The sequence below is a fragment of the Vibrio sp. T3Y01 genome, assembly GCF_013114525.1.
Taxonomy (GTDB): domain Bacteria; phylum Pseudomonadota; class Gammaproteobacteria; order Enterobacterales; family Vibrionaceae; genus Vibrio; species Vibrio chagasii_B.
The window spans coordinates 16,067-29,956 of the sequence record NZ_VTXJ01000006.1; the positions used below are offsets into that span (position 1 = coordinate 16,067).

The following is a 13,890-nucleotide window of genomic DNA, read 5'->3' on the forward strand; positions in this document are numbered from 1 at the left end:
ATGAACTATATATGAAATGGCGTACTAATAAATGTACAGTAGCAAAACTTTGAATCAGGTCACTGTTTCATTTCGTCATTTGTACGAGTGTCGTTAGATATCTAAACCTAAAGGAATGACGGCAAGTGACAACGAAGATATTGCTTAATTGCGACATGGGAGAAAGTTTCGGCAATTGGAAGATGGGCGATGATGAATCGGTCATGGAATGGGTAGATATGGCCAACATTGCCTGTGGCTTTCATGCGTCCGATCCACACGTCATGTCGAAAACGATAAAGCTTGCTCAGCACTACCATACTCAAATTGGTGCTCATCCGGGCTATCAAGATCTTGTCGGATTCGGTCGTAGATCTATCCCACATACTATGGAGCAGATCAGTGAGCTCGTTTGTTATCAAGTCGGCGCATTACAAGCCCTGTGCCGTTATCACCATACTACCGTTGGTTACGTAAAGCCTCATGGTGCGCTTTATAACGATATGATGTCGAGCACCGATATTTTTAATGCGGTGGCACAAGCGGTAGCTGAATTTAATATCCCACTGATGATTCTCTCTTCCTCGGACAACCAACAATATCTAGATATTGCCGACGACCACGATCTTCCCCTTTTATTCGAAGCGTTCGCAGATCGTGCATACCTAAATAACGGCCACCTCGCACCACGAACACAAAAAGGGTCGGTGTACGTGAATCAAGACGATATCTATAACCAAGTGATGCAAATCGTCAATTACGGCTCGGTAACGACTATCGAAGGTGAAAGACTACCTATTGAAGCCGATACGATTTGCGTCCATGGTGATAATCCTCAATCCATCGCATTAATTAGAAAAATTCGCCAAGACCTTAACGCATTTAATTAGTATCAGTATGGCGTGAGTGTGCTCTTACTCGTTGACTGAGACAAGTCGACATTCTCATGCCTCGCTAAACACGGACGTTGAAATAGAACGTATGGAAAGGAAATGACGAATAATCAGATAGAATTTAATATCACGCCCGTCGCTGAGTGCAGCGTACTTGTTACGTTACTGCCTTCAGGAAATCGTTCAAGTGTGGTTAGCGCTCAATACATGGCACATTTTTCAAAGGTGATTCGCGAAGAACTGACCACAGTGTTGATGAATGTCACGCCAGCCTATAACACGATACTGATCGATTACTTACCGTATCGAATCTCCGAGCAACACTTCATTACTCAACTCAATTCGATACTGAAAGAGGCAGTTGCTACCTTTTCGATAACAAGTAATACGCGTAATGCAATCGAACTCCCTGCTTATTACTCTACTGACACAGCCCTTGATTTAGATAAGTACCAAGCGAAAGGCTTATCGCTGGACGATATCATTCAATATCATACCTCTCAGATCTACACTGTTAGCGCTATCGGATTCATTCCTGGATTTGCATTCATGTCAGATGTTGTTGAGCCGTTGGTATTACCTCGTCATTCCACTCCACGACTAAGTGTGCCCAAAGGCAGTATCGGGATAGCAGACTCAAAAACTGCGGTTTACCCATCTGACTCACCAGGTGGCTGGAACATTATTGGTAACTGTCCTTTGTCATTGTTTAATCATAGCCAGCTCGACGGTAGCCAACAGCATGGTTCACATAATCCACAAGGAGAACTCTCGTTACTCAATGTAGGTGATTCTGTTCGTTTTAAAGCAATTTCAAGGCAAGAATTCATTGAACTTGGAGGAGATGTCGGCAATGGCTAAATCAATCAATAAGGCGACAATCACCGTTATTAAACCGGGACCTTTAAGTTTGATTCAAGATTTCGGACGTTTTGGCGTTTCTCATCTAGGTATAACACAAGGTGGACCCGTAGATGATTACTCCTACAGTTGGGCTAATCATTTATTAGCAAATCCTGTTAATCGAGCAGCTTTAGAAATCACTCTTGGCCAATGCACGCTAAAGGTTAATGACGATTGCGAGATGGCGATTTGCGGTGGTGATCTACAGGCGACTTTGGATGGAAAACCGCTGGCCAACTGGAGTACATTTCAAGCGTTTAAAGGGCAAATGCTTTCATTTGGTTTACCAAAGAATGGATTAAGAGCTTATCTCGCAATTAAAGGGGGCTTTGATGTTCCCGTCGTACTCAACAGTTGTGCAACGGTAACTCGTGAAAAAATAGGTGGATTAACTCGAGACGGTGAAGCGTGCCAATCTGGGTACCAATTAGGCTTCACTAAGCACCCTCTTGCAAAGCACTTTAGACCTCTCTGTGTAACTTTTCGATACACACCAGATTACAACCTACCGGTCAATTTGAGAGTGATTGAAGGCTATCAGAGCAAACAATTTTCTGAATTAGCTAAAGAGACACTGTATAGCTCTCTTTATACTGTGGACCAAAACTCGAATCGTATGGGTTATCGCCTTAGTGGTGAATCGGTTCACTCTCCAGATATCTCACTGTTATCCGAAGGCATTGCGCTGGGTGCGATTCAGGTACCACAAGATGGGCAACCTATTGTTCTGCTTAATGATAGGCAGACAATTGGCGGTTATCCAAAGATCGGGTGTGTTGCAAGAATTGACTTGCCGCGTTTGGCGCAAGCAAAGCCTGGGCATCAGATTTCATTTAGTAAGGGGGATCGCTTGGGGTTGCAAGATGTGTGGTGTCAGTGGGCGCGATTCTTCGGTTATTGATAATGAACTTTCAGCCACCGTTCACAGTGGTGATTGTCAACGGATAAAAAATCGGCTTACCTAAGTAAGCCGATTTTTCGTTTTAGTGGTGGTCTTGGCCTGAAACTTTCGCCAGCGCATTTGGGTATCCACGCTCTTGGGTCAACCCTATCGCTTTATTTTCAATATCGTTTAACTTAAGTGACATTGTCACTGAGTGTGTATCTTCAATCGAGTCAGACTCGGGAATATCGAACCAGTGTTGAGCCACCTTTTGCGCTGCTTCTAATGTTGAAGACGCCTTTACTACCTCAAGCCTTGCATAACGCTCGCCGCAGAAAGAGACATCTGAAGCGCGTAGGCTTGGGTCGGTCCCCGGAATTTGCTGCGCTCCAAATAGAGGCTTACCACCAACTTGTGCAGAGCTAAAGCTTGGTATGAACTGAGACATATGGGTAATCGCCGCACATGTTCTTAGCTCTAGCTGTTCTTCACTCCAACCAGATACGATTTTCTTCAGTAGCTTTGAAGGTAGCTGAGGCTGTGAAGAGCCTGTAGAAGATGAAACCAAGCCACCTTCAAACAGAGTGATCCCTTCCGTCATGCCATGAAGCTGGAATACTCCATCAGCGTATGGTGTTAATTGAGCCATACCTTGTGGTGTGCCTCGTGGGCCATGAAAGATAACCTCAGGCCACTCTTCCTTACATTCTTGGGAATATGGCCACTCCGTCACATAGGCGGCTTTAAACTCAACAAGTCGTTGCTGTTTCGAACCTACAAAGTCATCCACGATGCCGGTTTCAAAGCCGCTGGCATTAATCAAATAATCGGTGGTTAGTGTGCGGCTTTTGTTACCAATGTCTGTGTAGGTTAATGACCAACCTTGTCCCGTAGATTGAACCGATTGTAAGCGGCTGTTGGTCAACACTGTACAATTTGGCTGTTGCTCCAACGATAGTTGAGCCGTCGCAGACAGTCGGAATACACTCCAACCATACTCTTGAACCATGGCAACGGGATATTTAAGCGTTTCTAAATCAGTATGTTTGGCGAAAGGAATACACCACTCATCAAGCGTTGTTGGCTTTAGTGGCTGCGTTAGTTTAGCTAGCGCCAATAACTCATCTTTGTCATAAAGCTTGTAGTACTCTTCAGGGGCCCCAAGTACTTGATTGTTTTTGTCTTGCTTAACGAGTTCGGCATAAGCGTCTTTTATTATCTTGAGACGAGGAAGCAAGTCCAATGGCTCCCCACCATCGCTGTGTGGAACGGCTATGACGGTTGGACGAATATTGATCGTGTGAGGGAACAAACGGACGGTGTCAATTGACTGTGTGAGCAATTGAAGACACTGCTCTACAGAAATATCTCGATACAAATTGCCGCCAGCATGTAGGTGGCAAATCGGTGGACCATTAACCAAACTTGGCCCTTTTTCCAATATAGTGACCTTAAAACCCAACTCACTGAAGTGAATAGCGCTTGTTGTTCCGGCTATACCACCGCCAACAATGGCAATAGAAGCTTGATTTGTATCCGTTTTGTTGTGGTTCATCGTGTTCTGTAGAATAAGATTAACTGCCACTATTCTACTTTTGTTCGACGATGAATTAAAACACATTTTTATCAAGGTCTTAGCTTGGTGGTTCGTTGAACTTATGTAAAAAACTTAAATAATCTCTTGACTCAATAACTTCCAATACTGTTTTCGAGGTTATTCTAACAGTCAAATTTGTCCTAAGTGACGCCACACAAAGGCTGCCTCAGTACTCTTAAAACAAAGATGTTAACTTATCCCTAAAGTTATCCACCGTTTTTGTGGATAACTGTTGATAACGTTCATGCTAAGTTGCGCAAACCCTTTGTTTACAGGGACTAACCGCTGTTCATTAAATCGACACAAATACACAATACATTTCAAATAATGCTAAAAAATGTCAATTTTAAAGTGCTAAATGCCTAAGTTGTGCTAGCCGTTGGTCAAATAAAAAACGGCCTAACCGTGAATTCTATAAATAGCTTGCGCCTTAGTATAAAAATTCACAATCAGACCGTTTCAATAAGCGAATAAAAGCTTACGGTTTTACATCACGAATACTCAAGAGAGTTAACCAAAATCCTTGTTTACAGGAGCCAATAGACGCTTAATTAAGCTGTTCACAACAGCGGCCAGTGTGATAAAGGTCAGCACAGGTAAAACAACCCACAACATCGGATGAAGCGAAGGCGCGAGTTCAAAGCCGAAACTCATCACACCTGCCACGCTCATTTCAGAACCCAGCGCAGCAATTGAGCCTGCTACCAGTGCCATTAGCCCATATTCACACCAGATAGTGTTAAGGATGCGTTTCTTGCTTGCCCCTAACGTACGATACAAACGTATCTCTTGTTGCCTTTGAGATAAGCTAAGACGTAAGAGCGTAAAAATAAGCAATAATCCTGCAACGACGCCAAGTGCTGCCAACACGGTAATCGACCAAACAATCTGTTTAAGCAGCTCTTGGATCTTGCTGCCCATTACACGGATATCCATTAAACTAACTGTTGGATGATTCCGTGAGAGTTCGTTGAGCATTTGGTTGTGCTGATCTTCGACTCTAAAGCTCACTAACCAAGTTGAAGGAATTGAGCTCAAGACGTCTGGAGTAAAGATGAAGTAGAAGTTTGGCTTCATTTCACGCCATTCTACTTTACGGATACTGTTAACCTTCGCTGATACCTTTTGACTATTGATGGTGAAAGCGAGCTCATCTCCAATTTCCAAACCTAGCTGTTCTGCTACATCAGATTCAACAGACACGCCCTGCTCTTTCGTCCAAGTGCCTTCAAGCACTTCATTGTACTCTGGTAATGAGTCGCCCCACGTGAAGTTGATTTCACGGCTTAGCACATCAGTTCGTTCAGATGTCTCGCTATATTCAGATGCTTTGACACCATTGATTGTTGTCAGTCGCCCACGAATGATCGGGAAAGCTTGAGTACGCTCGACTCCGTTAGCATCAATGGTTTCCAAATAGCTCTCTTTCTCATAACTGGCGATATTCAGTGCAAATGCATTGGGCGCATTCTCAGGCAGGGTTTGTTGCCAGTCTGACAACAGATCGCTTCTTACCAACCAGATAATCGATAGCAACATCAACGAAAGCGCTAACGAGCCAAATTGTATGCCCGTTGCAAGCGGCGTACGATTAATTCGACTTAAAGCTAAGCGCATTGATGTCGACGTCGGAAGCTTGCCAAAAAGGCGCAGTACAAACGTACTAACTAGGGCCAGGACCAAAAATAGGCACGCAATACCGGCTAGAACAATCCATACCAATAGATTGTCACCATACATCAACATCATTGGGATGATAGGCACCAACAGCAAAGCGAATTTCTTATAGCTATCGCGAGTCTTATGGCTTGATTGAATCACGCTAATCGCAGAGGTATTTACCAACCCAATCAACGGAATGCCAAGTGCAGGCACACCAATTAAAACACTGGATAAGATTGCAAGAATCGCAGGTTCGATACCGTAGCTTGGAAGCGGCGATGGCAGTAAATCACCAAGCGGAATACGTAAAAGAAACTCTAAAGCGATACCAATCGCAATACCGAGTACGGCACCAATAACGACAAGTAATGATACTTGTACCGCTAGCCACTTAATGATCCACGGTTTGCTCGCCCCCAAGCTTTTTAGCATAGCAATGGTTTTTCTACGGCTCGCGACATAATGTTGGCACGTTAAGACCAAAGTGGTCGCCGCCATGATCACAACAATTGCAACAGTTAACGATAGGTATTGCGTGGTGCTTTCAAACATGTCGTTGGTACGGCTTGATGAGTCTTGTGTACGCCAACGATCACTCGGGGTTAATTTGATACTGTCTTGAACAGTTTTGAGTTTTGCATCATCACCGTTTAAGAACAGTCTGAAACTTACACGACTTCCCGGTTGAATGGCACCTGTCGCATCAATATCATCATTGTGTATCAGTACCGCAGGCATTTGTTGGAATGGGTTGAAGCTTAACCCTGGCTCTTGGGTGATTCGTCCTGTTATGGTTAAGTCGGCATCCCCAATGGTGACATTGTCACCTATTTCAACTTCCAACTGCGCGAAAATACGTTCGTCCAGCCACAACTCACCAGGTTCAACGTGATTGCTCGATGCATTGTCTGCACCTTCTAGTAACATTTCACCACGCAATGGATAGTTGCTCTCCACCGCTTTAACTGTCACCAACTGCATCGCGTTATCGCTAAATGCCATAGTTGAAAAGCGAGTTAATTGAGAGCTTTCTAACTGCTCAACTTGAGTGACATCTAACAATGCTTGCGGGATTGGGTTTGCTGAGATGAACACGCTGTCAGCAGTCAGTGCATCTTTCCCCTGTTTTACGATGACTTGTTCCATGCGCTCAGCCAATGCTGATAATGCGAAAACACAGGCAATGATCAGTGTTAAAGCGATCGATACCGGCCATAGTTGACCATGTCGAATCTCTTCAATGCTCCATGAAAACAGGCGCTTGTTAAGTCCGTTTGATGAATTCAATTTAGACTTCCTCTATCTGTCCGACATGCATCTTAAGCGTTCGTTGACATCGTTGTGCTAGCTTAGGATCGTGTGTCACCAGTACTAGTGTGGTGCCGTGAGAAGAGTTCAGTTCGAACAGTAGCTCGACGATTTTGGCCGCGGTTTGTTGGTCCAGGTTACCGGTTGGTTCGTCAGCAAATAGGATTTTGGGCTTGATCATGAACGCACGAGCTAAAGCAACACGCTGTTGTTCTCCACCTGATAACTGAGATGGTAGATGATCGAGCCTGTCTTTTAAGCCAACCGACTCAAGTAACGCAGTTGCGCGTTCAATGTCTTCATCTTCGCCTTTTAGTAAGCATGGTAGTGTCACGTTTTGCAGCGCTGATAAGCTAGGAATCAACAAGAAACTTTGAAAAACAAATCCGACCGATTCACTTCGGATTTTCGCTCTCGCTTCATCATCTAGCTGTGAAAGTGGTTGCCCCAATAAATGGATTTCGCCTTTGGTAGGGACATCAAGGCCAGCCAGCAGTGTCATCAAGGTCGATTTACCTGCCCCAGATGTACCGACAATCGCGACTGTTTCACCTTCACGAATATCAATATCGACGTGCTCTAGGATTGTTAAATGTTCTTGATTAGTAGACACTGTCTTGGAAACAGCTTCTGCTTTAATGATGGATGTATGCATGACTCGACTAATTTCCTTTTTATTATTAATATTCTTTTCTACCGCTTCTTTGGCTCAAGGCTCTGCGTCAGCTCAAGATTCAAAGTTACTGATACTTGGTGACAGCTTGAGTGCTGGTTACAACATGGATATCAAACAGAGTTGGCCAAGTTTGTTACCAGATGCGTTAGCGAAACATGATAAAGCGGTTACCGTGGTCAACGGCAGTATCTCTGGCGACACAACAGGTAACGGTTTAGCTCGTTTACCCCAGCTACTAGAAGAACACGCTCCAGACACCGTCCTTATTGAGCTTGGAGCCAATGATGGTCTTCGTGGCTTCCCACCTAAGCTGATGTCTTCAAACTTAGATCAAATTATCGAGCAGATAAAAGCGGCGGGTGCAAAACCAATTATGATGCAAATTAAAATCCCACCTAACTATGGCAAGCGTTACAACCAGCAGTTTGAATACGTATTTGCAGCGTTGGCTGATCAACAAAATGTACCCCTGCTTCCATTTTTCCTAGAGCACATCATCCTAAAACCGGAGTGGATGATGAACGATGGTTTGCATCCTAAACCAGAAGCTCAACCTTGGATTGCTGAATTTGTCGCCGAAGAATTATATCAGTATCTTTAGGTTTTAATGGTCTAGCTCAATAAATTTTACACAGCTTTACGTTAGCCTGAGTGCATATCACCGTTAACTGTAAGGTTATTTATGCTGATCGAACCTATTATCAAGGGTGTGGTAGCAAAAAGCGCTCACCCTCTTGGCTGTCAAGAAGCCGTAAAGCAACAAATTAGATTCGTTAAGAGTGCGCCGCAAATCAAAGATGGCCCTAAACGAGTATTGATCATCGGCGCTTCTTCAGGCTTTGGCCTTGCCGCTCGTATCGCCCTTACCTTTGGCGGTGCTCAAGCCGACACCATTGGCGTTTCATTCGAACGTGGCCCAAACGAAAAATCCCTTGGTAGTGCCGGCTGGTACAACAACATCTACTTCAAAAAAGAAGCGGAACGTGAGCAGCGCACCGCTATTAACATCGTAGGCGATGCCTTTTCCCAAGAAACCCGCGCACAAGTTGTTGAAGCCATCGAAACTTATTTCGAAGGTGAAGTCGATCTCGTGATTTACAGTCTGGCTGCTGGTGTACGTCCCAAGCCCGATTCTGATGAATTCTGGCGCTCTGCGATTAAACCTATTGGTGAAAGCGTAACTGGCGCAACCATTTCTCTTGAGCACGATAATTGGGTGACCAACACGCTTGAAGCTGCCACTGAAGAGGAAGCAGAAAGCACACTCAAAGTGATGGGGGGCGAAGACTGGGAAAGTTGGATCGACGAACTCATCAATGCCGAATCTATCGCTCCCGGCTGTAAGACTATCGCCTTCTCTTATGTTGGCCCTGAAGTCACACACCCTATCTATCTCGATGGTACACTTGGTCGTGCAAAAATCGATCTTCATCAAACCAGTCATGCGCTTAACCTAGAATTAGCAAACTTTGACGGCAACGCTTATGCGACAGTGTGTAAGGCGTTGGTTACCAAAGCAAGCGTATTCATCCCAGGCTTAAGCCCCTACTTGCTAGCGTTGTACAAAGTGATGAAAGAGAAGCAGACGCATGAAGGGTGTATCGAACAAATGCAGCGCCTATTTAGCACTAAGCTGTACGGTCAATCTAAAGTACCACTTGATGGCGAACGGTTGATACGAATGGACGACTGGGAACTAGACCCAGAGACACAAGCCCATGTGACAGAGTTGCTCAATAAGATGGATGAAAACAACTTCCAAACTCTGGGCGATTACCAAGGGTTTAAAGATGAATTCTTGCAGCTAAACGGCTTTGCACAACCATCGGTAGACTACAGTAAGAAATTGAATAGCGAAGACTTTATAAAATTAAAGCCCTAGTCGAAATTTATCTCATTACTGAGACCCGTATTCACATTTGAAAACCTCTGCAAAATTGCCGAGGTTTTTTTGTGCAACATTTCTTATACTTAATTAACTTAAGATTCACAGTTTATTTGGTTCATCATAATTAACACAGGATGTGTTGATGCATTTAGCATAATTGACTCGGAGTCATATGAAGAAAATAAAAACTCTCGACTTAGATATTCCAGACGATATGGAGCACGGTTGGCAGAACATCGTTGATCTGTTGGCTCAAATAACGCAAGTGCCAGCAGCACTTATTATGCGTGTTCATTCCAATTACATCGAAGTCTTTTCCACTAGTCGTAGTGAGAACAACCCATACAATAAGGGCGATTCTGAAACATTAGGCAACGGGCTATATTGTGAAACCGTTATGGAATCTCAGCGGCAACTTCTTGTCCCCAACGCTCTCGCTGACCCGGCATGGGAAAGTAACCCTGACATCAAGCTAGGGTTGATATCCTATTGTGGTATCCCTCTGCTTTGGCCGAATGGTGAGCTTTTCGGCACCATTTGTATCTTGGACTCTAAAGAAAATCACTACACGCCGACTTACATTAAACTCTTGGAAAGCTTTCGAACTTCAATTGAGTCCCAGCTTAAAACCCTCTTTCAGCACGCCAAACTGACTCAAATGAATCGTGACCTCAAAAACCGGGTGTATACACGAACCAAAGATCTCGCCAGTTTGAATTACTCCTTAAATCAAGAAATTGATAAGCGAAAAGCCGCTGAACAAAAAATCAATTTCCAAAAGAACCATGACCTAGGAACTGGCTTTTTAAATCGTAGTGCATTTGAGTCGCGTTTAAACCACAAACTCTCTTCTCAACGCAGGCTGACGGATTGCTCATTTGCTGTCATTCACATCGGTTTTACCAACGGCAGACGTATACAAGCTCGATACGGCTATACAGCACTGGACAAAGTATTAGTTGAATACCGAAAACGTATCGATAGCATTGCCGATATTGAGGTGTTAACCGCGCGCCCTACTTCTGTGGATCTGGTGTTAGCGTTCAGTGTTAAAGATTTGCATCATCGCCTCGAAGAGCTTTGCCAAACTCTAGTAAAAGTTGGTCATTCTGAATTTGCTATCGAAAATGATAAGGTTCACCTGCACGCATTTATCGGAATTGCTACTACTAATAACGAAGACGATGCAGAAAGTATTCTTCAGAAATCGTCAGAGGCTATGCTGGCCTGCAAGGATTCCGGGCAAAAGTTTGCTTATTACTCCCAATCTCACACTGAAGAGCAAAGTCATATCAATAAGATCGAAGGTTACTTGCTGCAAGCGGTACGTAACGATGACTTAATGCTCTACTTCCAACCCAAAGTATGCCCGCTAACCCATCGTTGGGTCGGTGCTGAAGCATTGCTCCGCTGGCGCCACCCCGTTTTGGGAGACATATCCAATGAAACCTTGATTCACATGGCCGAGCAAAACGGATTGATTTTCGAAGTGGGCAGCTTTGTCCTGCGCAACGCGATTGAGAAAGCCAAAGAATGGTCTGAATATGTTGAGGACTTCAAGATGGCGGTCAATGTGTCTGCGGTGCAACTCAAAAACGCGCATTTTGCAGAGCAAGTTGTTCATTTGCTAGAAACCTACCACCTTGAGCCTCATTTCTTGGAGCTTGAAGTGACAGAAAGCGGATTGATTGCAGATGAAGTGGTCGCAAAGAATACCTTAGAATCGCTACATGATATTGGCGTTACATTGTCACTGGATGACTTTGGAACCGGCTATGCCTCTTTCAGCTATCTCAAGAAATTTCCATTCGATGCAATCAAAATTGATAAGAGCTTCATAGACCAAATGCTCAACTCAAGTGAAGATTCAGAAATTGTTCGATCCATCGTTCAGATAGCGAAAAAGTTAGATCTAAAAGTGATGATCGAAGGCATTGAATCAGAAGTTCAGGAGAAATTTATCATTGATGAAGGTTGTGACGTAGGACAAGGTTATCTGTATGGTCGACCAATGCCGAGTCAAGAATTTGAGCATAGCTTAATCAATCAAAACTATTTAGGTACGACTCGTTACGCTTAAAGTGAAAAATAGCCGTTAGTTTTGGATTTAAACCTAGTTTCTCTTTACTCTATAGGTGGTGATTTTTATAATCGCCGCCTTTCTGTTTTTATCTTCCCCTTTATATAGGCATTCCTCGTTATGGATCAGTTGACTGCAAAGCTTAAAAAGCTCGAAAAACAAAACTACCGTGCATATCAACAAATTAAAGGTCAATACGACTTTGCTGATTTCGAATTACACATCGACCACATTCAAGGTGACCCGTACGCGTCAGCCTCTCGTTTTCGTGCAACACGCGCGTGGTCGTTGACTGGGTTAGATTGGCTGAAAGAAAAATCTTACGAATACCAAGTAGCAGCTCGTGATTTTATTGCTCGCAGCTTTGCTGAGTTCGCAAAACAAGAAGCGACCGTTTCTATCGCATTAACGGGTCAAACAGTACTCGACAACACTGCAGTCGTGTTTACTGAGCACGGTATCGAAATTCGTTTCCGTATTAACCTGCCTGCTGATGGTCGTAGCATTCTTGCGAAGAAAGCGAACAACATCATCACCTTCTACCTGCCGAAGTTTATCCGTCGCGCAACGCTTGAGCGTGAGCTAAACATAGACGCAATGATCAAGCACTGTGAAACAATCGAAGACCAAGAAGCGCTACGTGCACAGCTAGATGAGCACAACCTATCTGCATTTGTGGCAAATGGCAGTGTATTACCACGTATCGCGGGTAACTGTGATCTTCCAATGAAAGATGCGGTTCCATTTACAGCACCAGAATCACTGAGCGTTACGTTAAACACGCCAAACCAAGGCGATGTAACAGGCTTGGGAATTCCTAAAGGGATTACATTGATCGTTGGTGGTGGTTTCCACGGTAAATCGACACTATTGAATGCGGTTGAACGCTCTATCTACAACCATATTCCTGGTGATGGCCGTGAAGGCATCGTGACTGCCATTGATACAATGAAGATTCGCGCTGAAGATGGCCGATGTGTGCACAGCTTAAATCTGTCAAACTACATCAATCATCTTCCAATGAAGAAAGATACCTCTGATTTCAGTACTCAAGATGCTTCGGGCTCTACTTCTCAAGCGGCTTGGCTACAAGAGTCGATTGAAGCCGGTGTTCAAACCCTATTGATTGACGAAGATACGTCAGCGACTAACTTCATGATCCGTGATGAGCGTATGCAGGCATTGGTTTCAAAAGGTGACGAGCCAATTACTCCACTTGTTGACCGTATTGGCCAGCTACGTGATGAAATGGAAATCTCTACTATCGTCGTCATGGGGGGCTCGGGTGATTACCTAGATGTAGCAGACACCGTGATCCAAATGCACGATTACCAAGCGGTAGATGTGACAGAGAAAGCAAAAGATGTTATTGCTCAGCACCCTACCCAACGTACTAACGAGTGCGAAACACCGTTGGAGATGTTTGTTCCTCGTTCACTGAACCGTGCATCACTAATGAACATTCTTACTGATGGAAAGTTCCGCGTGAGTGCTAAAGGTAAGGAGTCTCTGCGTTTTGGTAAAGAGTTTGCCGACCTGTCTGCTCTTGAGCAGCTAGAGTCAACTTCTGAAGTCAACGCGATTGGTTGGGCTTGGTTCCAGTTTGCACAAACGCCTGGTTGGTCAAATAATCCAGCAAAAGAGTTTAACGCGATTCTAGGTAACGATTGGCACCAAAATATGCCTAACTACGGTGACCTAGCGAAACCAAGAACGTTGGATGTTATGGCAGCTCTTAACCGCATGCGCAAATCTCAGTTCAAGCCTTCGAACTAAGTTTTACTCAACCAAATACAACTTTTCGGCCCCACAAATGGGGCCGTTTTTATTTCTACTCGTCCTAGAAAGCGTTCTATCAAACCACAAATGTTAAGTAACGAACTTTGTGCACGATAAATAAGCTGGTTATCGCCCTTCACTTCCTTTCCCATAATTTATATAACTCTGGTTATCTTTGAGATGCTCATAAAACATGACATTGTTTTTACGAAGCTATGGTAAAGTCCGCCTAAACAAGTGTA

Annotated in this window: 10 protein-coding genes; 7 read left to right on the forward strand and 3 right to left on the reverse strand. The window is 44.1% G+C overall.

Annotated features, from left to right (window positions below; all coding sequences use genetic code 11):
• Positions 1-125 precede the first annotated feature (125 nt).
• From F0232_RS08145 to F0232_RS08155, 3 genes are all read left to right on the forward strand, one after another.
• Entirely contained in the window at positions 126-869 is a 744-nt protein-coding gene (locus F0232_RS08145; RefSeq protein WP_105058197.1) for a 5-oxoprolinase subunit PxpA, read from the forward strand.
• 102 nt (positions 870-971) lie between these two features.
• Complete coding sequence (locus F0232_RS08150) at positions 972-1,733, forward strand: allophanate hydrolase subunit 1 (RefSeq protein WP_105058196.1); 762 nt, start codon at positions 972-974, stop codon at positions 1,731-1,733.
• Entirely contained in the window at positions 1,726-2,676 is a 951-nt protein-coding gene (locus F0232_RS08155; RefSeq protein WP_105058195.1) for a biotin-dependent carboxyltransferase family protein, read from the forward strand. The genes F0232_RS08150 and F0232_RS08155 overlap by 8 nt, the downstream gene beginning before the upstream one ends.
• An 82-nt stretch (positions 2,677-2,758) precedes the next feature.
• On the opposite strand, the gene F0232_RS08160 is transcribed toward F0232_RS08155, so the two are convergent.
• From F0232_RS08160 to F0232_RS08170, 3 genes are all read right to left on the reverse strand, one after another.
• A complete protein-coding gene (locus tag F0232_RS08160; protein WP_061030949.1) occupies positions 2,759-4,213 on the reverse strand; it encodes an FAD-dependent oxidoreductase in 1,455 nt (484 codons plus the stop codon).
• Positions 4,214-4,765: 552 nt separating this feature from the next.
• Positions 4,766-7,204, reverse strand: coding sequence for an ABC transporter permease (locus F0232_RS08165; RefSeq protein ID WP_171750739.1), 2,439 nt, complete (start codon positions 7,202-7,204; stop codon positions 4,766-4,768).
• 1 nt (position 7,205) lies between these two features.
• Positions 7,206-7,880, reverse strand: coding sequence for an ABC transporter ATP-binding protein (locus tag F0232_RS08170; protein ID WP_004738017.1), 675 nt, complete (start codon positions 7,878-7,880; stop codon positions 7,206-7,208).
• Between F0232_RS08170 and F0232_RS08175 the strand changes: the two genes are divergently transcribed.
• The 4 genes from F0232_RS08175 to F0232_RS08190 all read left to right on the forward strand — a co-directional run bounded on the left by F0232_RS08175 (position 7,879) and on the right by F0232_RS08190 (position 13,645).
• Positions 7,879-8,502, forward strand: coding sequence for an arylesterase (locus tag F0232_RS08175; protein ID WP_105058193.1), 624 nt, complete (start codon positions 7,879-7,881; stop codon positions 8,500-8,502). The two genes, F0232_RS08170 and F0232_RS08175, sit on opposite strands and share 2 nt — an antisense overlap.
• An 81-nt stretch (positions 8,503-8,583) precedes the next feature.
• The gene (fabV, locus tag F0232_RS08180) at positions 8,584-9,783 is read left to right on the forward strand and encodes an enoyl-ACP reductase FabV (RefSeq protein ID WP_061030952.1); all 1,200 of its coding nucleotides are present in this window, start codon (positions 8,584-8,586) and stop codon (positions 9,781-9,783) included.
• 178 nt (positions 9,784-9,961) lie between these two features.
• A complete protein-coding gene (locus tag F0232_RS08185; RefSeq protein WP_105058192.1) occupies positions 9,962-11,869 on the forward strand; it encodes a GGDEF and EAL domain-containing protein in 1,908 nt (635 codons plus the stop codon).
• A 120-nt stretch (positions 11,870-11,989) separates the two neighbouring features.
• Complete coding sequence (locus F0232_RS08190) at positions 11,990-13,645, forward strand: ABC-ATPase domain-containing protein (RefSeq protein ID WP_105058191.1); 1,656 nt, start codon at positions 11,990-11,992, stop codon at positions 13,643-13,645.
• Positions 13,646-13,890 lie beyond the last annotated feature (245 nt).